The 25,734-nt window shown below is 48.3% G+C and carries 24 protein-coding genes; 5 read left to right on the top strand and 19 right to left on the bottom strand.

Features of this window, described 5'->3' with window-relative positions; genetic code table 11:
* Nucleotides 1-14: 14 nt before the first annotated feature.
* From BLCOC_RS13625 to BLCOC_RS13590, 8 genes are all read right to left on the bottom strand, one after another.
* On the bottom strand, nt 15-812 hold the full coding sequence (locus tag BLCOC_RS13625; protein WP_174717615.1) for an ABC transporter permease subunit: 798 nt from the start codon (nt 810-812) through the stop codon (nt 15-17).
* Nucleotides 809-1,708, bottom strand: a complete 900-nt coding sequence (locus BLCOC_RS13620) for an ABC transporter ATP-binding protein (RefSeq protein ID WP_115622486.1) — start codon at nt 1,706-1,708, stop codon at nt 809-811. The genes BLCOC_RS13625 and BLCOC_RS13620 overlap by 4 nt, the downstream gene beginning before the upstream one ends.
* Nucleotides 1,705-2,355, bottom strand: a complete 651-nt coding sequence (locus BLCOC_RS13615) for a TetR/AcrR family transcriptional regulator (RefSeq protein ID WP_115622485.1) — start codon at nt 2,353-2,355, stop codon at nt 1,705-1,707. The genes BLCOC_RS13620 and BLCOC_RS13615 overlap by 4 nt, the downstream gene beginning before the upstream one ends.
* A 166-nt stretch (nt 2,356-2,521) precedes the next feature.
* The gene (locus tag BLCOC_RS13610) at nt 2,522-3,457 is read right to left on the bottom strand and encodes a CPBP family intramembrane glutamic endopeptidase (RefSeq protein WP_115622484.1); all 936 of its coding nucleotides are present in this window, start codon (nt 3,455-3,457) and stop codon (nt 2,522-2,524) included.
* 159 nt (nt 3,458-3,616) lie between these two features.
* Nucleotides 3,617-4,828 carry an NADP-dependent isocitrate dehydrogenase gene (locus BLCOC_RS13605; protein WP_115622483.1) on the bottom strand — a complete coding sequence of 404 codons (1,212 nt, stop codon included), beginning with the start codon at nt 4,826-4,828 and terminating at the stop codon, nt 3,617-3,619.
* Nucleotides 4,815-5,513 carry a GntR family transcriptional regulator gene (locus BLCOC_RS13600; protein WP_115622482.1) on the bottom strand — a complete coding sequence of 233 codons (699 nt, stop codon included), beginning with the start codon at nt 5,511-5,513 and terminating at the stop codon, nt 4,815-4,817. Before BLCOC_RS13600 ends, BLCOC_RS13605 begins: the two co-directional genes overlap by 14 nt.
* Before the next feature lie 28 nt (nt 5,514-5,541).
* Nucleotides 5,542-6,930: a beta/alpha barrel domain-containing protein gene (locus tag BLCOC_RS13595; RefSeq protein ID WP_018594016.1), complete on the bottom strand. Its 1,389-nt coding sequence runs from the start codon at nt 6,928-6,930 to the stop codon at nt 5,542-5,544.
* Between the two features lie 119 nt (nt 6,931-7,049).
* Complete coding sequence (locus tag BLCOC_RS13590; RefSeq protein WP_115622481.1) at nt 7,050-7,901, bottom strand: S8 family peptidase; 852 nt, start codon at nt 7,899-7,901, stop codon at nt 7,050-7,052.
* Nucleotides 7,902-8,018: 117 nt separating this feature from the next.
* Between BLCOC_RS13590 and BLCOC_RS13585 the strand changes: the two genes are divergently transcribed.
* Together BLCOC_RS13585 and BLCOC_RS13580 are read left to right on the top strand one after the other, a co-directional pair.
* Nucleotides 8,019-9,713, top strand: coding sequence for a S8 family peptidase (locus BLCOC_RS13585; protein WP_115622480.1), 1,695 nt, complete (start codon nt 8,019-8,021; stop codon nt 9,711-9,713).
* Nucleotides 9,714-9,793: 80 nt separating this feature from the next.
* Nucleotides 9,794-10,057: a chorion class high-cysteine HCB protein 13 gene (locus tag BLCOC_RS13580; protein ID WP_115622479.1), complete on the top strand. Its 264-nt coding sequence runs from the start codon at nt 9,794-9,796 to the stop codon at nt 10,055-10,057.
* 114 nt (nt 10,058-10,171) lie between these two features.
* Here the strand turns inward: BLCOC_RS13580 and BLCOC_RS13575 are convergent, their stop codons facing one another.
* Complete coding sequence (locus tag BLCOC_RS13575; protein ID WP_018594020.1) at nt 10,172-10,330, bottom strand: hypothetical protein; 159 nt, start codon at nt 10,328-10,330, stop codon at nt 10,172-10,174.
* A 108-nt stretch (nt 10,331-10,438) separates the two neighbouring features.
* Here BLCOC_RS13575 and BLCOC_RS13570 point away from each other — a divergent pair, with 108 nt between their 5' ends.
* Both BLCOC_RS13570 and BLCOC_RS13565 read left to right on the top strand, forming a co-directional pair.
* Nucleotides 10,439-10,771 carry a hypothetical protein gene (locus BLCOC_RS13570; protein ID WP_018594021.1) on the top strand — a complete coding sequence of 111 codons (333 nt, stop codon included), beginning with the start codon at nt 10,439-10,441 and terminating at the stop codon, nt 10,769-10,771.
* A gap of 14 nt (nt 10,772-10,785) precedes the next feature.
* Nucleotides 10,786-11,664, top strand: coding sequence for a hypothetical protein (locus BLCOC_RS13565; protein ID WP_242998951.1), 879 nt, complete (start codon nt 10,786-10,788; stop codon nt 11,662-11,664).
* A gap of 64 nt (nt 11,665-11,728) precedes the next feature.
* Here the strand turns inward: BLCOC_RS13565 and BLCOC_RS13560 are convergent, their stop codons facing one another.
* From BLCOC_RS13560 to BLCOC_RS13530, 7 genes are all read right to left on the bottom strand, one after another.
* A complete protein-coding gene (locus BLCOC_RS13560; protein ID WP_115622477.1) occupies nt 11,729-13,012 on the bottom strand; it encodes a competence/damage-inducible protein A in 1,284 nt (427 codons plus the stop codon).
* Nucleotides 13,013-13,057: 45 nt separating this feature from the next.
* Entirely contained in the window at nt 13,058-13,600 is a 543-nt protein-coding gene (gene pgsA, locus BLCOC_RS13555) for a CDP-diacylglycerol--glycerol-3-phosphate 3-phosphatidyltransferase (RefSeq protein WP_018594024.1), read from the bottom strand.
* Nucleotides 13,584-14,924: a 30S ribosomal protein S12 methylthiotransferase RimO gene (rimO, locus tag BLCOC_RS13550; RefSeq protein WP_115622476.1), complete on the bottom strand. Its 1,341-nt coding sequence runs from the start codon at nt 14,922-14,924 to the stop codon at nt 13,584-13,586. Before rimO ends, pgsA begins: the two co-directional genes overlap by 17 nt.
* 66 nt (nt 14,925-14,990) lie before the next feature.
* Entirely contained in the window at nt 14,991-15,251 is a 261-nt protein-coding gene (gene rpoZ, locus BLCOC_RS13545; protein ID WP_018594026.1) for a DNA-directed RNA polymerase subunit omega, read from the bottom strand.
* 3 nt (nt 15,252-15,254) lie between these two features.
* A complete protein-coding gene (gmk, locus tag BLCOC_RS13540; RefSeq protein WP_018594027.1) occupies nt 15,255-15,887 on the bottom strand; it encodes a guanylate kinase in 633 nt (210 codons plus the stop codon).
* Nucleotides 15,880-16,152, bottom strand: a complete 273-nt coding sequence (locus BLCOC_RS13535; protein WP_018594028.1) for a DUF370 domain-containing protein — start codon at nt 16,150-16,152, stop codon at nt 15,880-15,882. The genes gmk and BLCOC_RS13535 overlap by 8 nt, the downstream gene beginning before the upstream one ends.
* Nucleotides 16,153-16,165: 13 nt before the next feature.
* Nucleotides 16,166-17,044, bottom strand: a complete 879-nt coding sequence (locus BLCOC_RS13530; protein WP_115622475.1) for a YicC/YloC family endoribonuclease — start codon at nt 17,042-17,044, stop codon at nt 16,166-16,168.
* Nucleotides 17,045-17,289: 245 nt separating this feature from the next.
* Here BLCOC_RS13530 and BLCOC_RS13525 point away from each other — a divergent pair, with 245 nt between their 5' ends.
* Nucleotides 17,290-19,038 (top strand): Rqc2 family fibronectin-binding protein, encoded by a 1,749-nt coding sequence (locus BLCOC_RS13525; RefSeq protein ID WP_018594030.1) that lies wholly within the window; start codon nt 17,290-17,292, stop codon nt 19,036-19,038.
* A gap of 45 nt (nt 19,039-19,083) precedes the next feature.
* Here the strand turns inward: BLCOC_RS13525 and BLCOC_RS13520 are convergent, their stop codons facing one another.
* Genes BLCOC_RS13520 through BLCOC_RS13510 form a run of 3 tightly spaced genes read right to left on the bottom strand, consistent with a single transcriptional unit; the run spans nt 19,084 to nt 25,733 of the window.
* A complete protein-coding gene (locus BLCOC_RS13520) occupies nt 19,084-20,706 on the bottom strand; it encodes an amidohydrolase (protein ID WP_115622474.1) in 1,623 nt (540 codons plus the stop codon).
* Between the two features lie 18 nt (nt 20,707-20,724).
* Nucleotides 20,725-22,419 carry a molecular chaperone HscC gene (locus tag BLCOC_RS13515; RefSeq protein WP_115622473.1) on the bottom strand — a complete coding sequence of 565 codons (1,695 nt, stop codon included), beginning with the start codon at nt 22,417-22,419 and terminating at the stop codon, nt 20,725-20,727.
* A 17-nt stretch (nt 22,420-22,436) separates the two neighbouring features.
* The gene (locus BLCOC_RS13510) at nt 22,437-25,733 is read right to left on the bottom strand and encodes a J domain-containing protein (RefSeq protein WP_115622472.1); all 3,297 of its coding nucleotides are present in this window, start codon (nt 25,731-25,733) and stop codon (nt 22,437-22,439) included.
* Nucleotide 25,734 lies beyond the last annotated feature (1 nt).

The following is a 25,734-nucleotide window of genomic DNA, read 5'->3' as shown; positions in this document are numbered from 1 at the left end:
TCCTCCCATTTTTGTTATAAGGGCAGGTCCCGTTTGCTGAACCGTACGATCCCGATCCCCATGAAGAGAATACCCGCTATATACAGTATTCCGCACATTATCCACGCTTTCCCGTCTCCTGCGCTGAGTCCTTCAATGTCAAACAGGGTCATAGGCGTGGCATATTTTATTTTCTCGAACTTATCCCCCACCTGTGATATCATCTGTATGAGAATGGAATATACCACCACTGCCGTACTAACTGCGGAGGAGATTTTTGACTCATTGCTGAAGCAGGACGCGCAGAAACATGCGCCTCCGAAAAACACAAGGATCCCCAGCAGGCCCACATTGATCCGAATAAATGCCGCTGTCTCCATTTCACCTGGAAAAAGCACTTCACTGACAACCAATACCAGGCAGGTCACATAAATGACAATGACAAGCAGGGACACCAGCATGAAAACGCACTGTGTCATCATGATCTTCCAGCGTTTGGCAGGTACCGCCAACAGGTAAGCCATGGAGCCGTTGTCCACGTATCTTGCTGCCAGTCTGTTTGAGAGAATTATGATGAATACCGCCGGGAAAGCCACATACAGCATTCCGTACAGGTATCCCGATACAAATTCCAGCAATGTCTGGCCCACATCAGCCATGCCAAATGCCGCGAACAGATCCGGCATGCTGTCAGCCATCATTTTCAGGCTGTCTCCCATTTCAGGATTGAACATCATAGTGATCATACTGCCATAGACACTGAGGACTGCAAGAAAGATGACGAGCAGCAGCCAGTTTGATTTGATCTCTTTTTTAAATAACGTAGCATTCATGATCGTGCTGCCTCCTCTCCGTAAAAATGCATGAAAAACTCTTCCAGACTCTGTGTGCGCACATCTAAATCTGTGATCGTATACGCGCTGGCCTTTTTCAGGAAAAGATCAATATTTTTTCCCACTTTGGCAGTCACTGCTTTTTCCCCTGCCTGATAAGAGGCCTCAGGAAATGCGCCAGCGAACGCTTCCGCCATAGCCGGCTCCCGGAAAGTGATCTCTATCACTTTCTGCCTACCCTCTTTTAATCTTTCTATCTCCTCCACTGCAACCAGGCGACCGTCACGGATGATCGCGGCACGGTCACAGGTTCGTTCAATCTCCTCAAACATATGGGAAGACATAAGTATGGTTTTTCCTTTTTTCTTCTCCGAAAGGATCAGTTCTACAAACCGGTTCTGCATCAAAGGGTCCAGTCCGCTGGTGGGCTCATCCAGGATCAGGATGCTCGCCAGCGGATTCATGAATGCACAGACAATCCCTATCTTCTGCTTCATGCCTTTTGACATTTTCTTCAGCTTGCCGGAGGGATTCAGTTCAAACATTTTCATTAGTTCCTGAGCCCGGCCCAAATCTCTCATTTTCTTCATCTTTGCCACAAAACGGATAAATTCCATTCCTGTCATGGAGTCAATAAATGCAATCTCTCCGGGAAGATATCCAAGGGATGTCTGGATCTTATCCGACTCCTTAAAACAATCCATATCCAGGATAGACAGGCTGCCGCTGTCAGGCTTGATAAAGCCCATGATCTGACGGATCGTTGTGGTCTTTCCTGCTCCGTTTGGACCTAAAAATCCAAGCACCTCTCCTTGTTTCACCGAAAAACTCACGTCAAAAACACCGCGGTTCTGTCCATAGTCTTTTGTTATATGGCTGATCTCTATTACGTTCATATTTCTTGCCTCCTTCCAACCATTTCTGTCAGATACTCCTCTTTGTATGCGATCCGCTTCAGCATTTCTGACCATTTTCTGAATTGCTGCATCAATAAATCCGCATCCACCGTATCGGTACAGAACATTCTCTGATGCATATATCCGTCTGTAAGCCAGAGAAGCATATGCAGGATTTCCCTGGGTTCTGCATCCTCCCGGAACTTTGTCATATCTACATTTTTGAAATAGTCCTCAAACATATTTGCAATCTGGTTTTTCATAAAGGAATTCATTTCCTCCGATACATCCTCCCCGGATGTAAAAAATGCCCGGACGCTGTATTCCATAAGATAGGGAAAATCAGAGAGAATGCGGGCTTTCTTTTCGGTTGTGTAAGCCAACAACTCGAAGAAATCCGTGATTTCAAAAAAATGCGAATCCAAAAGACGTGAACCCACCTTTTCAAAGACGTACTCAAACAGATACATATACAGCTCTTTTTTGTTCTTAAAATAATAAAACAGCAGTCCCTTTGAGATTCCGGCTTTGGCGGCGATCAAATCTGTTGATGCACGTTTATATTCACAGGTGCCGAAAACCTCCAGTGCCGCATTGACGATCGCATTCTTTTTTTCCTCCGAAAGACTGCTAAGTTTGTCCTCCATATTGAGCCCCCTTTTTGTACTTTACCGATTCGGTTAATACCCATTATAAGAAATTGACTCAGATTTTCAACCCCCTGTCTGAAAACTTTTAGAGGATACTTTTTAGAGATACGTTTCGGGTAATAAAAAAGCCTGGCAGGCTTAAAACCTGTCAGGCTGCTTTTTCCTACGGAGTTCCTATATGCGGGTCTTCCAAAAACCGGAAAGTGGAAGTTCTGTAATAAAAGAAGAGAAACACCAACAGCAGCACATTTGCAGCCGTTGTAAGAATCCCGCCTTCGATACCGAAAGCGCCTCCGTTCAACAGATTTGCAGTTGGATAATGGGTGGTCATAAGGCTGTTGAAATTCAAACCGCTGACCGGCATCCCATAAATAATGGATTGAAACAGGTTCCATGTAATGTGGAAACCTATGCACATCCACAGACTGCCGGATCTGTAATACATGTAAGATAACACAAAGCCAATCAGAATAATGTTGATCAAGGACATAGCCGTTACATTTGGGCTGATAATATGAATCGCACCAAAGATCACGGAAGGCAGCAGCATGATAAGGTATTTGTTTTGGGACCTGCGCAGTACGGACATAAGCAGTCCCCGGCAAAACAGCTCTTCCGCAAAACCAACCAGCAGTACGGTGGGGATCAAGCCGATCCAGGAAGGAGACAGCGTCAGATTGACAGAATCAATACGGACGCTGTCTGTCAGAAGCAGGATCATAAATATCAAGGTACACATTCCGAATCCAAGCAGCAGACCAATAACGCCATCCTTTTTAAATCCGGTCTTAAAATCTCTAAGACCTAAATCTTTCAACTGGTACTTCAAAATTTTCCAAATACCTAATGACAGGAGAATGGTTACGATCTCCATTAATATCTGCAGTGCAAGAGGCAGTGCATGATACAGCGTTTCAGCAAGTGGACTCACGTATCCTGTGGTGTCATTAAGGTTGCCGGTCATCATTAAGATCGTGCTTAATAAATACACGCACAAGTCACCCGTCACATATATGAGAAAATAATACAAAAATATACTGATCAAAACAATCCAGCCGGAGCGAAGGAGTCCATAACGGTTTTTAAATAGGTTTATCATAAAGTTCCGTTTCCTCTCTCATCCATGTTCTTATAGAGTATAGGGCAAACCGCTGCCATTCACGGCGAATCCCGCCGGGTATTTTTATGCGCCTGCGCATGAAAAACACCAAGCGGAAGAAAGCTCTTGCGGTATGGAACTGCCGGATCAGACATGCCCCTATTCGTACAAGGATTCCAGGTTTTTTCTGACAGCCAGGATAAATTCGCGGCTGTTGAGCACAGTGGGATCCTGATGCGATGTGATGAGCGCCAGATCTTTTGTCATTTGGCCGTTTTCGATCGCGGTAAGCGTAGCCTTTTCCAGAAGGTCTGCAAACCGGCACAGACTGCTGTTGTTGTCCAGTTCGCCCCTCTTTCTGAGCGCGCCGGACCAGGCAAAAATAGTTGCCACGGAGTTCGTGGAAGTTTCCTCACCTTTCAGATGCTTGTAATAGTGGCGCTGCACGGTTCCGTGTGCTGCTTCATATTCAAAATATCCGTGGGGAGATACCAGAACAGAAGTCATCATGGCCAGAGAACCGAAGGCAGAGGATACCATATCACTCATAACATCCCCGTCATAGTTCTTGCAGGCCCAGATAAAACCGCCCTCTGCTTTCATCACACGTGCCACGGCATCGTCGATCAGTGTATAGAAATATGTAATGCCGGCCTTCTCAAAAGCTTCTTTGTATTCCTTATCGTAAATATCCTGGAAAATATCCTTAAAGGTATGGTCATACTTTTTGGAGATGGTATCCTTGGTGGAAAACCATACATCCTGTTTTGTGGAGAGCGCATACTCAAAACAGCTTCTCGCAAAACTTTCAATCGAATCATTTAAGTTGTGCATCCCCTGTGCCACACCGGCACCTTTGAAATTGTGCACCAGTTCCCTTGTTTCCGTGCCGTCAGCGGAGGTATAAACCAGCTCCACTTTTCCCGGTCCCGGAATGACCATCTCCGTATTTTTATAGACATCTCCATAGGCATGTCTTGCCAGAGTGATGGGTTTCTTCCAGTTTTTTACACAGGGTTCAATCCCCTTTACTACAATAGGAGCACGGAAGACGGTACCGTCCAGCATGGAACGGATGGTGCCATTGGGGCTTTTATACATTTCTTTTAAGTGGTACTCATCCATACGCGCCGCATTGGGCGTGATAGTTGCACATTTAACGGCTACCTTATACTTCTTTGTGGCATTGGCCGCATCCACGGTAACCTGGTCATTTGTCTCATTTCTGTATTCCAGGCCCAAGTCATAATACTCTGTATTGAGTTCCACATAGGGCTCCAGCAAATCCTCTTTGATCATTTTCCAGAGGATTCGTGTCATCTCGTCTCCATCCATCTCCACTAAAGGTGTTGTCATCTTAATTCTTTCCATTGTTGTTATTCTCCTTTCCGTATTCTTCCCGCAGAATTTCTTCCAGATCATAATGTTTCAGATTCTCAACCGTATTAAAAATATGCCTCGCCGCCACCTGTTCCGCCAAATCTGCATCCTTGTTTTTTATGGCTTCCAATATTTCCGTATGCTCATTGCCTGATTTGTTCAGACGCATACGGTTCATGATGGATACCTGCCGCACACGCTGTACATACTGATGGAAATCAGACAGTGTGTGGGAAAGCATCCGGCTGCCGGAGGCTTCGTATAGAAGCTTGTGGAATTTGCCGTCCATCTCACAGACCTGCTCATAATGTTCTTTTTTCGCGTGGTAGTCTGACAATACGATGGCTTCCTCCATGGCTTCCAGCTGTTCCGGTGTTATATTTTCCACGGCCATCCGGGCACAGAGCCCTTCCAGCCGGGAACGGATCAAATAAATATCCGTTACATCCCTTGCGGATATTCCGTTGACAAAGGCGCCTTTGTTTGGAACCAGGCGCACCAGCCCCTCCAGTTCGAGCTGCCGTATGGCCTCCCGCACCGGAGTTCTGCTGACTCCCAATTCTTTTCCTATGGTACATTCCACCAGTTCGTCTCCCTGCTGGTAACGGCCTTTCAGAATATCTGAGCGGATCTTGTCAAACACCTGGCCCCGCAGGGACTTTTCTCTAACTGCCATTTTACTTCCTTCCTCACATGTTATCGCCTTATAAAGTTATGTTCAGCCTTGTGCAGCTCTCCTCAATGACAGATATCAGTTCCTCATCTGTCAGGACCGTAACGCGTCCCTCCTCATACTGGGCATCTACCCAGGCCTTTACCATCTGTACCAGTTCACTGTTCTTCTGCACCTGTTTGTCACCGGCCAGACGGTAGTGATTGTTGATCCAGTGGGCAATGCCTGCCAGACCAGAGGTGTTGGAGACAGCCACCTGAGGGGGACGGCCCAGGAACTTATCTGTGTCAAAGATATTGTAAATCTCTTCGTTCTTCAGCAGGCCGTCTGCATGGATACCGGCTCTCGTCACATTGAAAGCGCTTCCCACAAATGGCGTAGTTGACGGAACCTTATATCCGATCTCTTTTTCGTAGTATTCTGCAAGCTCTGTGATAACCCTTGTGTCCATACCGTCCAGAGATCCTTTGATCTGTGCATACTCAAACACCATTGCTTCAAGAGGTGTATTACCTGTTCTCTCGCCAATACCGAACAGGGAGCAGTTTACACCACTTGCGCCATAGAGCCATGCGGTGGTGGAGTTGCTCACAGCCTTATAAAAATCGTTGTGGCCGTGGAACTCGATCAGTTCTGAGGGAATTCCGGCATGTGTCAGGATTCCATAGATGATACCCGGAATGGAACGCGGGATCACGGCACCGGGATAGTTCACCCCATAACCCATAGTATCGCAGCAGCGCACCTTGATGGGTATGGAATACTCTTCCATCAATTTATTCAGTTCCAGGCAGAACGGGATCACATAGCCGTAGATATCCGCTCTGGTAATATCCTCCAGATGACATCTGGGGCTGATCCCTGTCTCCAGGCATTCCCGGATCACGCTTAAATAGTGCTCCATGGCCTGTTTTCTTGTCATTTTCATTTTATAGAAAATGTGGTAATCCGAACAGCTTACCAGGATACCTGTCTCTTTCAGTCCGATGTCCTTTACAAGCTCAAAATCCTTTTTGCTGGCGCGGATCCAGCTTGTGACTTCCGGGAATTTATATCCTCGTTCCAGACATTTATATACGGCATCTCTGTCTTTTTTGCTGTAGAGGAAAAATTCACTCTGACGGATCCTGCCGTTTGGACCGCCTAATTTGTGTAAGTAATCGAAGATAGTTACAATCTGTTCTGTGCTGTAAGGAGCCCTTGACTGCTGCCCGTCACGGAACGTGGTGTCGGTGATCCAGATGTCATCCGGCATATGGTGGGGCACGATCCTGTCGTTAAACGCGATCTTCGGTACCTCTGTGTAGGGAAAAAGATTGTGAAACACATTGGGGGTCTGCACATCCACCAGCGGATACATATGCTCTTCCAGTTCCAGTAAATTTGTATGGTAATTCATTCTGACAGCTCTGTTTATCATTTTCGTCACTCCTCATCTTAACTTCCGGGATATCCCGGCATCACATTTTTTCAATATGCTATCACTTTATCTCAATGAATTTCTTGTATTATTGTATACAATGATACATTGTTTGTCAACTATAAATTCCAATTCTTTTCATCGTACAAAAAATGCTCTAATTGAAAAAGCCCCCAACCCTGCAGGTTGTGGGGATAGCCTAAATCCTTTGCCGTCTTCATCAGTCTTTTTTTTATTTCCAGATTTGACAGGGATGGATCTTTTTCCAGAAGCAGAGCAATGCCCCCTGACACCATAGGCGTTGACATGGAGGTGCCGCTTTTTACCGCATAGGGCATAGTGCCGCTTCTGTTGGCGCAGGAGACGATTGCATTGCCCGGTGCCACAATATCAGGCTTGATGATACAGTCGCCGGTAGGCCCTCTCCCCGAAATCCCCTGATGACGCACCAGCATGTCGGCAGATCCCACAGTGATGACCTTCCGGCTGCTTCCCGGCGCTGTGATACTGCCCTGGCCCGGTCCCATATTTCCCGCTGCGGCCACAACAATAAAGCCGTCGTCCCAGGCAGATTCCACGGCGCAAATCAGATCCCGGTGTGCTTCCTTCTGGGTAGTGCCCACGGAGATATTGATGACCCTGATGTTGTATTTTATTCTGTTGGCTTTGATCCAGTCCAGTGCTTCGATGACCTGTTCCTTGTTGCCGTTGCCGCACTCATCAAGCACCTTTATGGCGATGATATCACACCCCGGCGCCACACCTTTGTATTTTCCGTTCAGGGCAGTCCCGCTGCCAGCCAGTATGCCGGCCACGTGAGTACCGTGTCCATTGTCATCATAGGGGAAAGTTTTCCCGTGTACCATATCCAGAAAAGCACGGATTCGGCAGTCAAAATCTATATGAGGATAAATCCCGGTGTCCAGGACAGCGACACCGATATTTTTTCCGGTAAGCCATTTCTGCATCATTTCCCAAAGCTCCGTGTGATCGTTCTTCTTTATGGTATTCAGAAAACATCTTTGCTGCCAATATTTTCCCTGACTTCCTCATAGACTTATTAAAACAGACAGTATGGATAATTTTTTATGGCTACAATAAACGAAATGATCTTGTCTGAGGATTATGCCGATTACATCCTCCCCATATATCCCCAGTTTCTGGAAGACTACCGGGATTTTGGGGCTCAGCTCTTCAACAATTATTATGGAATGATACACGGACTTCTCCCCTCTTCTGATATCAGGGATTATTTAGCTAACGGACTCTTCTATAATACGATACCGAATCTCTACTCGCTCCTGGATACAGTCAGCTTGGAGGTTTCGGGAATCACTGCGGTTCAGAACCAGCCGGCCCTTAATCTGAGAGGACGCGGCATCCTCATCGGATTCATTGACACGGGAATTGATTACACCCACCCTGCATTCAGACGTTCCGACGGAGGCAGCCGGATCTACGGCCTGTGGGATCAGACCATCCAGAGCGGCCCGCCGCCTTTTGACATGCAGTATGGAACCGGATATACCCATGAAGACCTGGAAAATGCACTGGCAGCAGAAAATCCATTGGATCTTATTCCGTCACGGGACACCATTGGCCACGGTACCTTTCTGGCAGGTGCTGCCGCGGGAAGCAGCCTGCCGGACAATGACTTTATCGGGGCAGCCCCGTCCAGTATGCTGGCAGTTGTAAAGCTGAAAGAGGCGAAAAATTATCTGAAAGAGCTTTTCTATCACACCAGTGATGATCCTGTTTACCAGGAATCGGATATTATGATGGGTATCCGCTATCTCCTGCTCCTCTCCAATGAACTGCAGGCTCCCCTTGTTATCTGTATTGGTTTAGGGTCAAACCAGGGGGCACATTCAGGACAATCCGCTCTGTCAGTATTCCTCACCGTATCTGCCAATTACTGGGGCGTGTATTCCGTTACGGCCGTGGGAAATGAGGCGGGCAAGGCTCATCATTTCTTTGCGGATGCCCCTGCGCCCAATACCAGCACTGTAGTGGAAATCCTGGTACCGGAAAACACAAGAGGATTTACTGCGGAATTGTGGGGGGCGCCTCCTGAAATTTACTCTGTAGGATTTGAGTCTCCTCTTGGTGAAGTCATACAGCGGCTGCCCACCCGCATTAATTACTCCGACACCATACAGTTTGTATTGGAAGAAACAGAAATCTTTGTCGCTTCGGAACTGATCCAGACCATATCCGGGGATCAGCTTATTTTCTTTCGTTTTTCCAATCCCACACCCGGTTCATGGAAGATCAATATATATTCCAGCTCCAACAATGCAGGGAATTTCCATATCTGGCTTCCTGTCTCCGGTTTTATGAAACCTGATGTCACATTTTTAAGACCGGATCCCAACACTACCATCACTGCTCCTTCAGCGGCAGAGGTCTCACTCTCCACTGCTGCCTATAACGGATACAACAACAGCCTGTTTGTCAATTCCAGCAGAGGATTTACGCGCACTGGTCTCATAAAGCCCGATATCGCCGCTCCCGGTGTAAATGTCTTCGGCCCGGCTCCGGGGGGACGCTTTACAACCATGACAGGTACTTCTGTATCTGCGGCCCTCACTGCGGGAGCCTGTGCACTGGTGATCGAATGGGGCGCGAAAAGAAATCCGCCTAAGATATTCAATAACGCGGAACTGAAATCCCTCTTTATCCGCGGGGCCAGAAGAAGCCAGGCACAGCTCTATCCCAATCGGGAATGGGGATACGGTGCCTTGGACGTGTACAGAATCTTTTCAGTTTTCACGGATATTTAAAATTTTTTGCCAAAAGCTGCACCAATTCCTCCCCGGCACATATCATGTAAGTGTAATCAAAATTCTTTGGAGGATACAAAATGAGTGATTTAGCTGCTACAAACTGTGGTTGTGGATGCGAGGATAACTGTGGAGGAGGATGTGGAGTTTCCCGTGGATTCGGCGGCGACTGCAGCTGTATTATCTGGATTCTTCTTCTTCTTTGCTGTGGTGGAAATGGAAACGGCGGCTGCGGCGGCTGTGGAAATGACTGTGGATGCGGCGGTGGATTCGGCGGCGACTGCAGCTGCATTATCATTATCCTGCTGCTCCTCTGCGGATGCGGCGGACACGGATTCTGCTAATCAACAGAAAATGAATAAACGGAAGAGAGGCTGCCTTTTGGCAGCCTCATCTAAAAGAGCCGGGGTGATAAGCCCCGGCTTTTTATTGCTTTTTATTGCTCTTTACCATATTTTCTAGTTCTCTTTTGTCCTGTTCTTTTCAAATGCCAGCCTTCTCTTCTCATCTGCCTCCATTGCCCTTTTTGCTGCCAGTTGTTTTCTCCTGACACAGTCCATATCTATCTCATAAATGGTGTTGTCTTCTTCCACCAGTTTAATTTCATGCTGTTCCATTTTTATACACCCCTTTCCTTATTATACTATGGCAGAACCGCTTTTTCGTCATATCCTGTACAGAGGAAACATATGGTTTAGAAAGCGGAAGTTTTGGAAGGAGCCAGAATGGAAGAACATAATATACTGGACGAAATGATATCGGAGGATCAGGTGGAAATTCTGAAAGCAGCCATGCCTTATCTTCCGGCGCAGGGTCAGAGATTCATATCCGTATATGCCAAATTTCTGGAATTATCCAATACCATACGTCTCTTCTCACGGCCGCAGGCAGATATGCAGATGCATGCCCAGGAACAGTTTACTGCAGATCCTCTTGAAATGCTGTCTGCCTGCAGCAAAGTATGCCGCGGGCCTGCCAAGGAGCGAATTGAGACTCTCATCAACACCATGGCCATGCTGCAGCTCTTTGAGCTGTCCCAGGATGTGCCAAAACAGTAAAAACGGAGGTAAGTATGAATAATCAGAATTACAGGCAGAACTTCAAAAATTCTGCCGGAAAGCCGGGAACAGACGAGCAGGCGAAAACGCGTGCAGGCGGTCCCAGATATCCCCAGGGGGTTCAGCAGCCATATCACGCCGGACCGCAGCCCGGTTCACAGACGGAATCCCAGCCTTATCAGAATAATACGCAACAGAGAGCCGGGACTTATCAAAATAACACTCAGCAGGGACCAGGGAATTATCAGAACAACTCTCAGCAGGGACCAGGGACTTTTCAGAATAACTCGCAGCAGGGACCAGGGACTTTTCAGAACAGACCTCAGCAAGGACCGGGAACTTTTCAGAACAGCCCTCAGCAGGGACCGGGAACTTTTCAGAACAACTCGCAGCAGGGACCGGGAACTTTTCAGAACAACTCTCAGCAAGGACCAGGACCATATCAGAATAACTCGCAGCAGGGCTCAGGAACTTATCAGAACGGCCCTCAGCAGGGACCGGGACCCTATCAGAACACCCCCCAGCAAGGAGCCGGCCCTTATCAGAATAATGCTCAGCAGGGGACCGGTTCCTATCAAAGCGGACCCCGGCAGGATACACAGCAGCAGGGAAATCCTCAGGAGAACTGGATGAATAACCCCAATTTGAAAGGCATGGACCCTGAAAAGCTGAAAATGCTCAACAATATAGCCAGCCAGGGAAGCCAAAAGGGCATGAATGAACTGCTGCCCTTTCTCATGTCAGCAGTCTCTCAGAACAAAAGTCAATCCGGGGGACTTGATTTTTCGCGTCAGGAGATGGACACCATAATCGAAGTGCTGAAAATGGGAAAGTCACCGGAGGAGGTGGCCCGCATCAACCGTATGATGCAGATCGTCAAAATGATGCATTAGACAGCAGACAGCCGTCCGGCATAGAATACCGGGCGGCTGTCTGTATGACATTATTTGTATGACATTATTTTGTGTTTTCCTCATTGCGGCGCTCAAAATTCTCCAAAATACATTCTCTTAACAGGATCAGCGCATAGGTTACTGCCTGTTCCCTGATCTTGCTGCGGTCTCCGCCAAAGTGGAATTCCCGCACTGCCGTTTTTCCCTTTAAGCAGCACCCGATAAATACAGTGCCCACAGGGGCCTGTTCCGTACCACCGTCCGGTCCGGCAAACCCTGTGATCGAAATGGCAGCGTCGGAACCTGTGACAAAGCATCCGCCTTTTGCCATTTCCTTTGCACATTTCTCACTGACGGCTCCGTATTCTTTCAGGGTACTCTTCTTTACCATGACGTATTTTCTCTTGGCACGGTTGGTATATGTGACGAATCCCTGCTTCAACACATCAGAAGCACCGGGAACATCCACGATCCTGGCTGACAGAGCACCTCCTGTACAGGACTCCACTGTAGTAAGGGAGATATCCTGATTTCTGAGCAGGTCTACCACAGCGCTCTCCAAAGATTTGTCCTCATCTGTTGTATAGATATTGGCCCCGAAACGTACCTTCAGTTCACGCACATAGGGCTTGATCAGCTTTCTGGCTGCCTTTTCGTTCTCTGCCTTGGCAGTTACACGCAGGTGAACTTCCCCGGTCTTTGCATAAGTGGCAATCGTAGGGTTGGACTGCTTTTCAATCAGATCGGAAATGTCAGTCTCCACCTGGCTCTCTCCGATGCCGCACACCTTCACCATCTCAGAGGCTATGACCTCCGGCTGTTTTTTCCTGAGATAGGGATATATCTTCTCTTCAAACATAGGAATCAGTTCATTTGGCGGGCCGGGAAGCAGGATCATAATGGTTTTGTTCTCCTCCATTATGATTCCGGGAGCAGTTCCGTTTTCATTGTCCACAGCAACGGCACCCTCGGGCAAAAGTGCCTGTTTCCAGTTGTTGTCTGTGATCTTAGTGCCCGGATGGCTCTTTACATAGTTATCCATATAGGCCTGGATCCGCTCTCTGGTATGCTCATCCTCTTTCAGCTCTCTTCCCATAACTTTTGCGGCCGCTTCTTTTGTCAGATCATCCTTGGTAGGTCCAAGGCCGCCGCAGAGTATCACCACATCTGAGCGTTTTACCGCTGTACGAATGGTCTCCTCCAAACGTTTGTCATTGTCACCTACAATACTCTGATGATACATGGAAAGCCCAAGGGCGGCACATTTCTTCGCCAGATAGGCCCCGTTTGTATTCACAATATTGCCCAGAAGCAACTCTGTTCCCACACATATCAATTCCGCTGTCATAAGTTTCTCTCCTTCCCAGGCAGCATAGCCATACTTTCTCTTTCTTTAGTCCTGCATGCTCAATACACTTTTATTCTTGGCAATGTAATCCACAAGAGAAATCAGGGTAAGTGCAACTGCAATTACCACAAAAATCTGGATCAGGATCTGGAATGCCTGATTCTGGATGTCCATGATCATCAGAATGATCATTATCATCTGTGATACGGTCTTGAATTTGCCCCAGTAGCTGGCGGCGATGACGATACCGTTGTCCGCAGCCACCAGGCGGAAACCGCTGATGATAAACTCACGGGCGATAATAATAATGGTGATCCATGCCGGAAGTTCGCCTAAACCGGTAAAGCAGATCAGTGCGGAGCAGACTAACAGCTTGTCTGCCAGCGGGTCCATAAACTTACCGAAATTTGTCACCAGGTTATCTCTCCTGGCCAGATATCCATCCAGGGTATCTGTCAGGCTGGCAATGATAAAGACAGCCAGAGCGATCCACTTACCGGCACTGCCCGCAATATCATACATTAAAAAAGCCACAAAGAACGGAATCATAACGATTCTTGCGATCGTCAGTTTATTCGGTGTATTCATCTTTTAACTCTCCTATCAAATCATATTCCAGAGCGCCGGTTATATGCACCATGCATAAATCTCCTGAGATAAGTTCCCTGTCCGTATTCACAAAAATATATCCGTCCACACCCGGCGCATCTCCGTATGTGCGTCCCACATAGGCATTCTCATCCGCAACTTTCCCTTCGATCATGACGAGCACTTCCGAGTGGATCTTCTCCTGGCCCTTATCCAGGGAAATCTCCTGCTGAAGCTCCATAAGCTCTGCCTGGCGCTCCTTCTTCACTTCCTCATCTATCTGATCCGGCATGACAGCGGCAGGGGTATCCTCCTCAGGAGAATAGGTAAAGACGCCGAGCCTGTCAAACTCCATCTCGTCGATAAAGTTCATCAGTTCTTCATGCTCCTCCTGCGTCTCACCCGGGAATCCGGTGATCAGGGTCGTACGCAGTACAATGTCAGGGATTTCTCTGCGGAGTGAGCAGATAATGTCCACAAGCTCCTGTCTGGTGGTGCGTCTTCCCATCCGTTTCAGGATCCTGTCATTGCAGTGCTGTATGGGCAGATCCAGGTAGTGACAGATCTTCGGCTCCTCTTTCATCACCTGGATCAGTTCCGGATAGATTTCTTCCGGATAACAATACAAAACACGGATCCAGGCAATACCGGGGATGCGGCACAGCTCTTTTAAGAGCTTGTGCAGGGATTTCTCCCCGTACAGGTCACAGCCGTATATAGTAGTCTCCTGCGCCACAATGATCAGCTCCTTCACACCCTGCTCTGCCATGTAGCGGGCCTGTTCCACCAGCTTTTCCATGGCTACGCTGCGGTACCTGCCTCTGAGCTTTGGAATGATACAGTAGGTACAGTGCTTATCACAGCCCTCCGCGATCTTCAGATATTCATAGTAACCGCCTGTAGTGATCATTCTCTTTGTCTCTACCTCCGGCAGATAGGAGGTGTCCTTGAACTCCAGATATTTTTCTCCTCCAAAAGCTTTATCAAGGGCTTCGATAATATCGTCAAAGCTGGTGGTTCCCAGAACGGCATCCACCTCCGGGATCTCCTCAATGATCTCCTCCTTGTACCGCTGTGCCAGACATCCTGTCACCAGCAGCACCTTCAAAGAACCTGTCTCCTTATACTTTGCCATCTCCAGAATGTTGGAAATGCTCTCCTCTTTGGCGTCATGGATGAAGGCGCAGGTGTTGACAACAGCCACATCAGCTTCTGTCTCATCATTTACGATGGTATAGCCGTGCTCCACAAGCATACCCAGCATTTCCTCAGAATCTGCCAGATTCTTGTCACATCCAAGAGATATAAATAAAACTTTCCTCATGTATACTCCTTGTCAGTAATGGTAGAAGGGACTGCCCGCATCTGGCGGCAGTCCCTGTAAACATTTTTAGTTTTCTGTTGTCTCCTCTTCCTCCTGGAAGTCTTCAGGCAGAATTCGCACTTTGCCCTGATAGATTTCTTCCACTGCTGTGGACAGAGGCTTCTTTCCTGAAGAGTGAACCATAGCCTCACGGCCTGCAATGAGCTGTCTGGCCCTCTTGCTGGTGGCAAGCACTACAGAGTAACGGCTGGTCACTAAAGGTTCGTCCTCTATATTGCCCTCCTCGTTGATTGCGTCCATTAATTCTGTGTAAGACGGATGTATCATATCTCATTCTCCTTTCGCAAATACTGCTACTTCACTTGTTATTTTTTCTATAAAAGGCGCACTGTTTTTCACAGTGTTGTGCTGGCTCTGAATAATACCGTGCAGTCTGTCAACGCATTCTTCCAAATCGTCATTGATGAGCACATAATCATAAAGGGGCATCCCCTCTGCCTCCTCAGAGGCTCTGCGAAGCCTGGATTCTATAACCTCCGGTGTCTCCGTTCCTCTGTCTGTCAGACGGCGTTTCAGCTCCGCCGCCGTAGGCGGTGTTACAAACATCAAGAGGGTATCCGGCATTTTTTCTTTTACCTTAAGAGCACCCTGGATCTCGATTTCCAGGATCACATCCCTGCCCGCTTCCAGCTGCTTCTCAACATATGCCTTTGGTGTACCGTAATAGTTTTCCACATACTGAGCATATTCAATCAACGCATCCTGGGAGATCAGCTCCTCAAACTCCTCTTTTGAATGGAAAAAGTATTCTCTTCCATGTTCTTCTCCATCCCGCGGTGCCCTGGTGGTTGCGGAAATGGAAAGAGAGTAATTATCATATTTCTCCAGAAGACGCTTCATCAGCGTCCCTTTTCCCGCACCGGAAAATCCGGAGACTACGGTTAAAATTCCTCTGTTATCCATCCTGTTCCCCTTTTAAATCATTTTCGTAAAACGTGCCAAAACGCTTTGCAATGGTTTCCGGCTGCAGCGCGGATAAGATCAGCATATCACTGTTGGTGATGAGCACTGCCTTTGTCTTTCGGCCCTGGGTGGCATCAATGCATCTGCCGGACTCCTTTGCAGACTGTACCATGCGCTTGATGGGCGCGGCGTCCGGGCTGACAACTGCCACAACTTTATCTGTGTTCACTACATTGCCGAAACCAATATTGATCAATTTAGACATATTCTTCCTGCCTTTATTCAATGTTCTGAATCTGTTCGCGGATCTTCTCTATCTCTGTCTTCAGGTCAATGGCAAGATTGGAGGTCTCCAGGTCATTGGCCTTGGATAAAATGGTATTGGCCTCGCGGTTCATCTCCTGAGCGATAAAATCAAGCTTTCTGCCAATGCCCTCCTCCTGCTCCAACACATCTCTCATATGGGAGATGTGGCTTTTCAGGCGTACGGTCTCCTCGTCCGTGCACATTTTATCTGCAAAAAGGATCACTTCCGCGGCAATGCGGCTCTCCTCGATCTGTGCATCCTGAAGAAGTTCAGCCACTTTATTCTCCAGCTTTTCCCTGTATTCACGGAGAATCTCAGGGGAACGCTCCTCCACCTGTTCTACTTTTTTGTACATGCCGTCCAGCTTTTCCAGAATATCGTTCTTCAGATGGCCGCCCTCTTTGATCCTGGTATCCACAAACTGACGGGCTGCTTCTCTTAACACTTCCTCCAGAGAACTCCAGAGTTCTTTCTCATCCACAGTCTGTTCTTCCATGGTGAACACCTCCGGACATCCCAGAAGCCTGGACGCTCTTATGTCATTTTCCAGATGAAATTCTTCACTCATCTGCTGTAAGTATTCTAAATACTGTCCTGCGATCTCCCTGTTGTATTTCACGGAAACACGGGACTGGGTGTAGTCCTCATAGGCGATGAAGAGATCTACCTTGCCGCGCTGGAGGTATTCTTTCAATACGGCACGTATGGAAGCCTCAAAACTGCTCAGCTTCTTGGGCATGCGCATATTGATATCCAAATAGCGGTGGTTTACGGATTTCATCTCAACCGTAACTTTCTTTTCTTCGTCAATCACCTCGGCTCTTCCAAAGCCTGTCATGCTCTTGATCATGTCTTTCTCTTTTCTGCTGTTTATTTGCACATAGCATAATAATGTGTAACTGTCCGGTATCCTCACAGTTACGGACAAAAATGTTACCATCCACAGATGCTGTCCCTGACAACTTCATGAATAGTGACATAAACATACATGGTTATTATAAAGCAATCACAATTACCAGTCAAATCTTTTTTTCATTTGCTTTGTGTTTCTATTTCGTATATAATCGTGATAACGGAATCGGAAGGAGAATTTATATGGCATTTGACGGAGTTACCATTGCAAATATAGTCAAAGAATTAAATGATACCATTGTGGGCGGCAAGATCAACAAGATCGCACAGCCAGAGGCGGACGAGCTGATCCTCACTATAAAAAACAACAGGACACAGTACAGGCTTCTCATATCGGCCAGCGCTTCCCTGCCCTTGATCTATTTTACAGATAAAAACAAAGTGAGTCCCCTCACCGCTCCTAATTTCTGTATGCTGCTGCGCAAGCATGTGGGAAGCGGCAAGATCACCGCAGTGACCCAGCCGGGGCTGGAGCGTGTCATTGAGATCAAGATCGAACATTTAAATGAACTGGGCGATCTGTGCTTTAAAACCCTGGTGGTAGAGATCATGGGCAAGCACAGCAATATTATTTTCCTCAATGAGGAGCGCATGATCCTGGACAGCATCAAGCACGTGTCCCTGAATATGAGTTCTGTCAGGGAGGTTCTTCCCGGAAGAGATTATTTTATTCCGCAGACCCAGGACAAAAAAGATCCTCTGACCATCACAGAGGAAGAATTTTACCGGACGGTATACCAAAAACCGGTAGGCACAGCAAAAGCCATCTATAGTTCGCTTACAGGGCTGAGTCCCATCGCCGCTGAGGAGATCTGCACCCGGGCACTGGTTCACGGGAGCAGTCCCACTGAAGAATTGTCCGATCAGGAAAAAGAACGGGTCTACCGGGCATTTGCGGGCTTTATGGAAGATATCCGAAAAGGACACTTCACACCTAATATTGTATACAGTGAATCCGGGGAACCCGTAGAATTCGGAGCGGTTCCTCTCACCCAGTACACAGATTTTGCAGTTAAAGAATATGATTCCATATCCCAGGTACTGGAACAGTATTATGCCCAGAAAAATATCATCACCCGCATGCGCCAGAAATCCGCTGATCTGCGCAAGATCGTCCAGACAGCCCTGGACCGCAACTGGAAAAAGTTTGACCTGCAGACAAAGCAGATGCAGGACACAAAAAAAATGGACAAATACAAAGTCTACGGGGAGCTGATCAACACCTATGGATATAATCTAGAGGATGGCTGTAAATCCTTCCGGGCGCTGAACTACTATACCAATGAGGAGATCACCATCCCTCTTGACCCCACCATGACACCGCAGGAGAACTCCAAAAAATACTTTGACAGGTACAACAAGCTGAAACGTACCGCCCAGGCCTTAAAAGAACAACTGGAGGATACGGAAAGCGAGATCCGCCATCTGGAATCCATTCAGGCCGCTTTGGATATTGCTCAGCAGGAAAGTGATCTCTCCCAGATCAAAGAAGAGCTGACCGAATACGGATATATTAAAAAGCACTACACCGGGGGTAAAAAGAAAATGCAGTCCAAGGCAAAACCCCTGCATTATATCTCCAGTGACGGTTACCACATATATGTGGGAAAGAACAATTACCAGAATGAGGAGCTGACCTTCAAATTTGCCACAGGCAATGACTGGTGGTTCCACGCTAAAAAAATGGCAGGTTCCCACGTGATCGTAAAATCCAACAATGAAGAGCTGCCTGACCGCACCTTTGAGGAGGCCGGCCGCCTGGCAGGATATTATTCCAGCGGACGCACTGCACCCAAAGTGGAGATTGACTATATCCAGAAAAAACATGTGAAAAAGCCCAATGGCTCCAAGCCCGGCTTTGTGGTATATTACACAAACTACTCCCTGATCATAGAACCTGATATCACAGGGATAAGACTGGCAGATGACTAAAAACAGGAGAGTCCGGTATGTTTGTACCGGACTCTCCTGTCTGTGTCAAAGGCTGTCCCTGCGGTAAATGACCTCACCGTCTTTTATGGTGGACAGTACCCTGATGTCTCTTATCTGCATCTTTTCTTTCTCAAGGGGATTCTCTGACAGGATCACAAGATCAGCTCTCTTCCCCGGGGCAATGCTGCCTCTCTCCCGCTCCTCAAAATACTGGTATGCCGTATGCAGAGTGACTGCCTTAAGGGCATCCGCTGCAGATATGCGCTCCTTACTGCCAAGTATTTTTCCGCTCTTTGTATACCGGTTTACCGCACACCACACGGTCTCTAACATATCCGGCTCTGTCACAGGGGAATCCTGGTGAAATGTGTAGACAATGCCTTCCTTCAGAGCGGAAGCCGCCGGGCTTATATGGGACGCCCGCTCCATGCCGAAATTGTCTGCGTGGATATCTCCCCAGTGGTATACATGACCTGCAAAGAAGGAGGGGATCATTCCCATGGCTTTGACTTTTGGTATCTGGTCAAGGCCCAGAAGCTGGGCGTGTATCATTACCGGGCGGATATCTGCGGGAAGCACGCCGTCTCCCATGGAAACGGCTTTCCTAAAAGCTCCGATATACTGCCCGCAGGCCGCATCCCCGTTGCAGTGGGCCAGAAGCTGCATGCGCTCTTCCATAGCACGCCGCACAAATGCGCAGACCTCCTCATCTGAGTGCGTCGGATACCCCCGGTATCCCTCCCCTTCCGGTCCAAAGGTGTAGGGTTCTCTCATCCAGGCAGTCCTCCCCTGAGGCGAACCGTCCAGAAAGATTTTGTATCCTCCGATTTTAAAATGCCGGTAAAAGCCTTCCCTGTGTCTCTTCATAGCAGCCGAAAATCTTCCGGCACCTGCCATGTCCAGATATCCCACCACATCCAGCTTCAGAATTCCCGCCTCCAGGATTCCCTGATAGAGAGGGAGCATTTCATCTACCACCATTCCCTCCTGGACCAGAGTGATCCCATGGGACGCGTATTTCTCCTGGGCTTTTTTTACAGCACCCAGAAATTCTTCCGGAGATGGCAGCGGAATCTTCTTTTGAAACGCCGCAAACGCATTCTCTTCCATGTAGCCCGTAGGGATATGATCCCGCACCGCGATCTTTCCACCTGATATATTCGGAACCGTTCCGTTCCTGTCCATGGGTATGCCCAGACGAATCAGAGCCTCTGTGTTAAAGACGCCCATATGACCGGACTGATGCTGTATGACCAGAGGGTTGTCAGGCGCGGCCTCATCCAGCAGATGCCTGTCGGGATGAGCTTTCTCCTCCAGGAAATTATGGTCATATCCTTTTCCTGTCAGCCATACTCCTTTTTTTACATGTCTGCTGCCTATATATTTCCTCACCCGGTCTGCTATCTCCCTGAAGCTTTTGGCGCCGTCCAGGGAAATCTGCAGCTCTCCGCTGGCACAGGCCATAAAATGACTGTGAGCATCTAAAAAGGAAGGCATCATGGTCCGCCCCTCTAGATCCACTCTCTCCGCATTCCGGGAAGCAAAGGCCTCCACTGCCTCTTTTCTTCCGACCGCTGCGATCCTGCCCTCTCTGACAAGCACCGCTTCGGCATACATCTGCTTTTCCATTGTCAGGATTGTACCGTTTACATATAATTTTTCTCCCATTTTCATACCTCCGGGTTATTATAGATTGTCCTCTTCTACCTCTTCCATTACCTGGGAAAGATGTTTTGCCGCTTCTTCTATTTTACCCCGGTCTCTGGTATTTAACACCATTTCAAATTTCTGCAGCTCATGTTCCATCCGGCGCCGGTTGTCTCCCACAGTCTCCTCGTAGAGACGTTCTCCTCTCAAAAGCAGCAGCCTGTTTTCTTCCTGCTCCCTGGGATGGATCTTCAGATAGGACAGCTCTCTCATCCGCTCCTCGATCTCCCTGTCCGTCATCTCATTTTCGCGGCCCTTTATGATCTGCCGCTGTCTCTGCCCGCTGGATGTCACACATACCTCCACCTCCAGGATCGAGTTAATATCATACGTATAGGTAACATCAATACTTTCTTCCCCCGCTTTGTTCTTGGGCACCTGGATATTCAGTTCCCCCAGCAAAAGATTATTTTCCGCATATCGGCTCTCTCCCTGCAGGACGCAGATACGGACACGCTCCTGATCGTCGTGCATGGTGTAAAACCGTTCTGTACGGCTGGCCGGAATAACGGTATTCCTCTCTATGATAGGGCAGAAATGTCCCTCGTCCATTTTCCCGTTCTCCAAGCGCACAGAGACCTCTGTTCCCAGAGTAAAGGCACACACATCTGTCAGGATAACTTCACGAACTGCTTCCCGCCTCTCTTTCATGGCTCCCTGGACAGCAGCTCCCAGAGCGACGGCCTCGTCAGGATCCATAGCTGTGTCTGGAAATTTTTTGAACATGCGGATGATAAAGTCTCTTATGACAGGAAGTCTGGTCGCCCCGCCTACCAGTACGATCTCATCAATATCCGAAAGTTTCACATGGGCATCCGATAAACTTCTCTGTACCGGTCTCCTGATCTTTGTAAGCAGCGGTTCACACATTCTTTCATACTCTTTCAGGGAGATCTCCAGTTTCTTCTCCTCCCCGTCTATCCTGCAGTTCATGATGCCGCATGCCGCCTGGCTGTAGGATCGTTTGCACGCCTCCGCCTGTTTTCGTATCTGCCCAAGTGTCTTCTGTGTAAGCTCTGCGGATTTTAGATTCATCCTGTCCATATAATGCTGGACCAACAGCTCCGTGAAATCCTCGCCGCCCAGATAATTGTCCCCGGCCACTGCCCGAACTTCCAGAATATTCTCAAAAAGTTCCAGAACAGACACATCAAAGGTTCCGCCGCCCAGGTCAAAAACCAGGAATTTTGTATTTTTCTGCTTCTCGTATAGCCCGTAGGCAATGGCTGCCGCTGTGGGTTCACTGATGATCCTCTCCACTTTAAGCCCTGCCAGTTCCCCGGCCCTTTTTGTGGCTTTCCGGCGCTTATCGTCAAAGTATGCCGGTACACTGATGACTGCCTCCTCCACAGTCTGTCCCAGATATGCCTCCGCATCCTCCTTCAAAGTTCGCAGAACAAAAGATGACAGATCCTGGGCCGTGAATTCCTTCTCACCCAAGGGGTACTTCCTGTCACTTCCCATATGGCGCTTAAATACAGAGGCGGTCATCTGAGGATATAAAAACCCCCGTTCTTTTGCTGTCTCTCCTACGTAAACCTGATCATTTTCATCCACGCTCACCACCGATGGCGTCAGATGCCGTCCCAGACGGTTGGGGATGACCTTCGGCCCGTCCTCCGAAAAATATGCTGCCAGACTGTTTGTTGTACCCAAATCTATTCCTATGATCACTTATCTGTTCCTTTCTGTCACTGTAGTCTTCTGCGCCCGTAATCTGCCGGTATGTTTAAAAAGCCGCTCTGTATAAGCTTTGTATAATAGTCCAACGCCTCCTGTCTCTTTCCTGTGCATTCACAGATAAGAGCCAGAAGATGAAGGGCTTCCGCGCAGGTTCCTCCCTGTTGTCCGCAGCAGATACCCTCACACTTTGGGGCCTCCATCATAAAATGTACCTGCTCCAAAGCCTCCTGCGACCTGCCTGCAAAGAGATGCAGAAGTCCCAGCTCATACAAGCGCTTTCTGCGGTACTTCCATTTTTTTAGGCTGTCATCTCCATACCGGCTCTGCCATACAGACAGGAGTCCCTCTGCTATCTTTTTCGCTTTTGCTTGTTTCCCGTTTCTCATATATATTTCAGCCATCAGAAAACCTGCCCGGAAATATTCTTCAGAACCTGTCTTTGTCTCCTTCAGAACACTTTTGGCCATTTTAAGAGCCGCCCTCTCCTTATTGAGAAGATAGCAGGCGTTATACGCAGCCAAAAGCCTGGTCCTGTACAGGCTCTCCCTGTCTTTTAAAAGGTCCTGAAGGCAGAGCCGGGCTTTCTCCCCCTCTCCCATTCTGTAATACACCTGGGCTTTCCTGTAGAGAACCTCCCCTTCCTTTTCATAGGCCTGTCCGATCCAGTAAAAGGCCGAATTCAAATCTCCCAGTCTTATATATACCTCCGTGAGGGATTCTTTCGGGGAACGGCCGTTTGGAAACTGTTTCTGGTGTTTACGGTAGTATTCCTCTGCCTGTGTAAGACGTCCGTTCTCCATACAGCAGTCCCCGAGGCTGCCGTATACCCGGACCGTATCCTGTTCTCCCAGTACAGCCTCTGCCTTTTTTCCGGCTGCAATGGCTTTCTCATACTCGCCCATCATTCTAAAACAGATACAGGCATTGTTATACGCATACACATTCTCAGGTTCCAGACGTGATGCCTCCTCAAAGTCCTGCACAGCCCTGCCGTAACATGCAGCAGCCATATGAAGCAGCCCCCGCTCCACATAATAATATGCCTCAGGCTGAAGCTGTATCTGTCTGTCTGCATAAAAAAGACCCTTCTCGTAGAAATCCATATCCTCCTTCTCATCTAGGAGGTCCCTGTAGATCTCTGCCAGCTTGCTGTTGGCCCGTCGGTTTTGGGGATCGATCTCCAGAGTCCTTTTAAAATATTCCGCGGCCTCTTCCATCCCGCCCACCCTCTGATAACATTCCCCGATCCGGAACATGACCATATCACCCTCAGGAAAATCTTTTTCGCAGGAGACCAACACCTGCAGTGCCTCCTGAAATCTTTCCAGATCGAACAAAATGTTTCCTTTCATCCATTTAAAAATGGGTCTGCCGTCCTGGGCCAAAGCTCTGTTAATATACGCAAGTGCCGCTTTGCCGTCACCCATATTGTTCTGTATCCTGGCAGCCTCGGCATAGATTTCCCCCCGGATTTCAGCATTTTTTCGGGTATCTTCCAGGTCTGCGAGCACCCGGGAGGCGTCATCCAGAACTTTTTCCGCTTCCCCTATAGTCTTTGCCTGTCTGCTGCATGCGCGCAGACGAAACAGAGACAGCCTGGGCGTAGATATCTTCTCATTCTCTGCCTGTTTTATGATATCCAGCACATCCTCGTACTGTCCGGCACTGTCAAAGACCTCTGCTGTCATTTCGTATAAGGGAGGATAGGACACAAATATTTTTTTAGCCCGGTAAAAGTCGTCGATAACCCCCTGCCCTTCCTTTAAAGCCAGACAGGCCTCCATCCGGTTCACGTATCCCCAGAAATTCCCCGGTTCCAGCTCCAGAAGCCGGTCACAGGCTTCCCGCGCATCCCGGCTCCGCTTCATTCTGTTCAGAAGAAGCGCTTTCTGCAGAAAGGTATCCCCATTCTTGTCATAAAAAGAAATGGAGGTATCCAGAAGCTTCAATGCGTGGTCATCCTGTTCCATGGTCTGCATCCATGCTCTTCCCATGATATAATAAGCGGCTGCGATCCGTTCCGGTACATGCTGCTTTTCCTCCCGGGAAAGAGAAGGCTCCTCTCTTCGGATACTCTGTATCCAGGCATTCCCCTCCTCCTCAGACTTCTCCGGCATACCGGCAGCGAAATACAGCCGTTCCATCACACTGTGGTATCCCACCGCATTCTTCTCATCCGGCACGATACTGGTGAGATAGTCTATCCCGGTCTGACTCTCTTCATTTTGCAGACAGCACCATCCCAGTTCAATGTAATCCTCTGTATCCGCTGCCTGAAGGCTTATCTTTTCTCTATACTCCTCTATCAGACGACTGTTGATTTCCCTTAGGCATTCCAGCATTTCTTTATCCTGGGCGTTGACACGGCTGGCATCGGTGATAAACTCTTTTGCCTTTTTGTATTCTTCTTTTCCGGCATAATATTTCCCCAGCCGCAGATTTGTCACAAAGTGCTGGGGGAAAAGGCTGTGAATCTTTTCATAGCAGGACGCTGCCCTGTCCAAATCCCCACATTCCCACAGGATCTGCCCTCCCGGTATCAGGATCCTGATTTCGTCCGGATACTTTTTAAGGAGAAGAGATGCCATCTCACAGGACTGTTCTTTTTCCTCCTCAAGCAGCAGAATCCTGGCTTTTTCCATATCCGCCAAAGGATGATGGATTTCCAGATCCTCCATACTCCTTAACAGCTCTTTTGCGCGGACCGGATCCTTCTTCTCCACAGCCTCATAGAGCTGAAAATAAGTGGCAGTCCAGGTGTCATAGTCCCCGTCATCCCTGCCCTCAAAATATTCATACGGAAAATGTATCTCCCCGTGTATCTGACTCAGCATATAACGGACAAATTCGGCGGGCAGATGCTCCTCAAAGTCCGCCTTCTCCTCCTCAATGAGGAAATGCTCATCCAGTATCTTCCAGATATCCGGCAAAAGCCGAAAATGCCCTGACAGAAATCCAAAGAGCTTTGCCCTTACTTCTTCCTCATCTGCCAGACTTTGACACACATCTGCCCGAAGAAGTTCCCGCCAGCACGCAGGATCCATTCTCCTGGAAAAAGAGCGGTAAACCGCCTCCACCTGCTCCATCCAGACATCTGTCTCTGACTTTGTCTCCTGCGTCGGTGCACTCTTTTCTGTGCGTACATACTGCAGTGCCGTCTCATAGGCCCGGCGAAGCCGTTTAAATCCTTCCGGGTCGTCTTCCGGGTTATTTTTTGTAAGAAGCTTCCTGTAAGCCTGCCGGATGTCTGTCTCATCCCCGGAAGGCTCTGTACCCAATATGTGAAATGCCTGTTTATAATCCATA

This window comes from Blautia coccoides (assembly GCF_034355335.1).
Taxonomy (GTDB): domain Bacteria; phylum Bacillota; class Clostridia; order Lachnospirales; family Lachnospiraceae; genus Blautia; species Blautia producta.
The sequence above is the reverse complement of the archived record's forward strand: the minus strand, read 5'-3'. Positions and strand labels throughout refer to the sequence as shown.

Coding starts and splice junctions, on each gene's coding strand:
- BLCOC_RS13625 (WP_174717615.1), bottom strand. CDS start 812: ATGAATGCTACGTTATTTAAAAAAGAGATCAAATCAAACTGGCTGCTG.
- BLCOC_RS13620 (WP_115622486.1), bottom strand. CDS start 1,708: ATGAACGTAATAGAGATCAGCCATATAACAAAAGACTATGGACAGAAC.
- BLCOC_RS13615 (WP_115622485.1), bottom strand. CDS start 2,355: ATGGAGGACAAACTTAGCAGTCTTTCGGAGGAAAAAAAGAATGCGATC.
- BLCOC_RS13610 (WP_115622484.1), bottom strand. CDS start 3,457: ATGATAAACCTATTTAAAAACCGTTATGGACTCCTTCGCTCCGGCTGG.
- BLCOC_RS13605 (WP_115622483.1), bottom strand. CDS start 4,828: ATGGAAAGAATTAAGATGACAACACCTTTAGTGGAGATGGATGGAGAC.
- BLCOC_RS13600 (WP_115622482.1), bottom strand. CDS start 5,513: ATGGCAGTTAGAGAAAAGTCCCTGCGGGGCCAGGTGTTTGACAAGATC.
- BLCOC_RS13595 (WP_018594016.1), bottom strand. CDS start 6,930: ATGATAAACAGAGCTGTCAGAATGAATTACCATACAAATTTACTGGAA.
- BLCOC_RS13590 (WP_115622481.1), bottom strand. CDS start 7,901: ATGATGCAGAAATGGCTTACCGGAAAAAATATCGGTGTCGCTGTCCTG.
- BLCOC_RS13585 (WP_115622480.1), top strand. CDS start 8,019: ATGGCTACAATAAACGAAATGATCTTGTCTGAGGATTATGCCGATTAC.
- BLCOC_RS13580 (WP_115622479.1), top strand. CDS start 9,794: ATGAGTGATTTAGCTGCTACAAACTGTGGTTGTGGATGCGAGGATAAC.
- BLCOC_RS13575 (WP_018594020.1), bottom strand. CDS start 10,330: ATGGAACAGCATGAAATTAAACTGGTGGAAGAAGACAACACCATTTAT.
- BLCOC_RS13570 (WP_018594021.1), top strand. CDS start 10,439: ATGGAAGAACATAATATACTGGACGAAATGATATCGGAGGATCAGGTG.
- BLCOC_RS13565 (WP_242998951.1), top strand. CDS start 10,786: ATGAATAATCAGAATTACAGGCAGAACTTCAAAAATTCTGCCGGAAAG.
- BLCOC_RS13560 (WP_115622477.1), bottom strand. CDS start 13,012: ATGACAGCGGAATTGATATGTGTGGGAACAGAGTTGCTTCTGGGCAAT.
- pgsA (WP_018594024.1), bottom strand. CDS start 13,600: ATGAATACACCGAATAAACTGACGATCGCAAGAATCGTTATGATTCCG.
- rimO (WP_115622476.1), bottom strand. CDS start 14,924: ATGAGGAAAGTTTTATTTATATCTCTTGGATGTGACAAGAATCTGGCA.
- rpoZ (WP_018594026.1), bottom strand. CDS start 15,251: ATGATACATCCGTCTTACACAGAATTAATGGACGCAATCAACGAGGAG.
- gmk (WP_018594027.1), bottom strand. CDS start 15,887: ATGGATAACAGAGGAATTTTAACCGTAGTCTCCGGATTTTCCGGTGCG.
- BLCOC_RS13535 (WP_018594028.1), bottom strand. CDS start 16,152: ATGTCTAAATTGATCAATATTGGTTTCGGCAATGTAGTGAACACAGAT.
- BLCOC_RS13530 (WP_115622475.1), bottom strand. CDS start 17,044: ATGATCAAGAGCATGACAGGCTTTGGAAGAGCCGAGGTGATTGACGAA.
- BLCOC_RS13525 (WP_018594030.1), top strand. CDS start 17,290: ATGGCATTTGACGGAGTTACCATTGCAAATATAGTCAAAGAATTAAAT.
- BLCOC_RS13520 (WP_115622474.1), bottom strand. CDS start 20,706: ATGGGAGAAAAATTATATGTAAACGGTACAATCCTGACAATGGAAAAG.
- BLCOC_RS13510 (WP_115622472.1), bottom strand. CDS start 25,733: ATGGATTATAAACAGGCATTTCACATATTGGGTACAGAGCCTTCCGGG.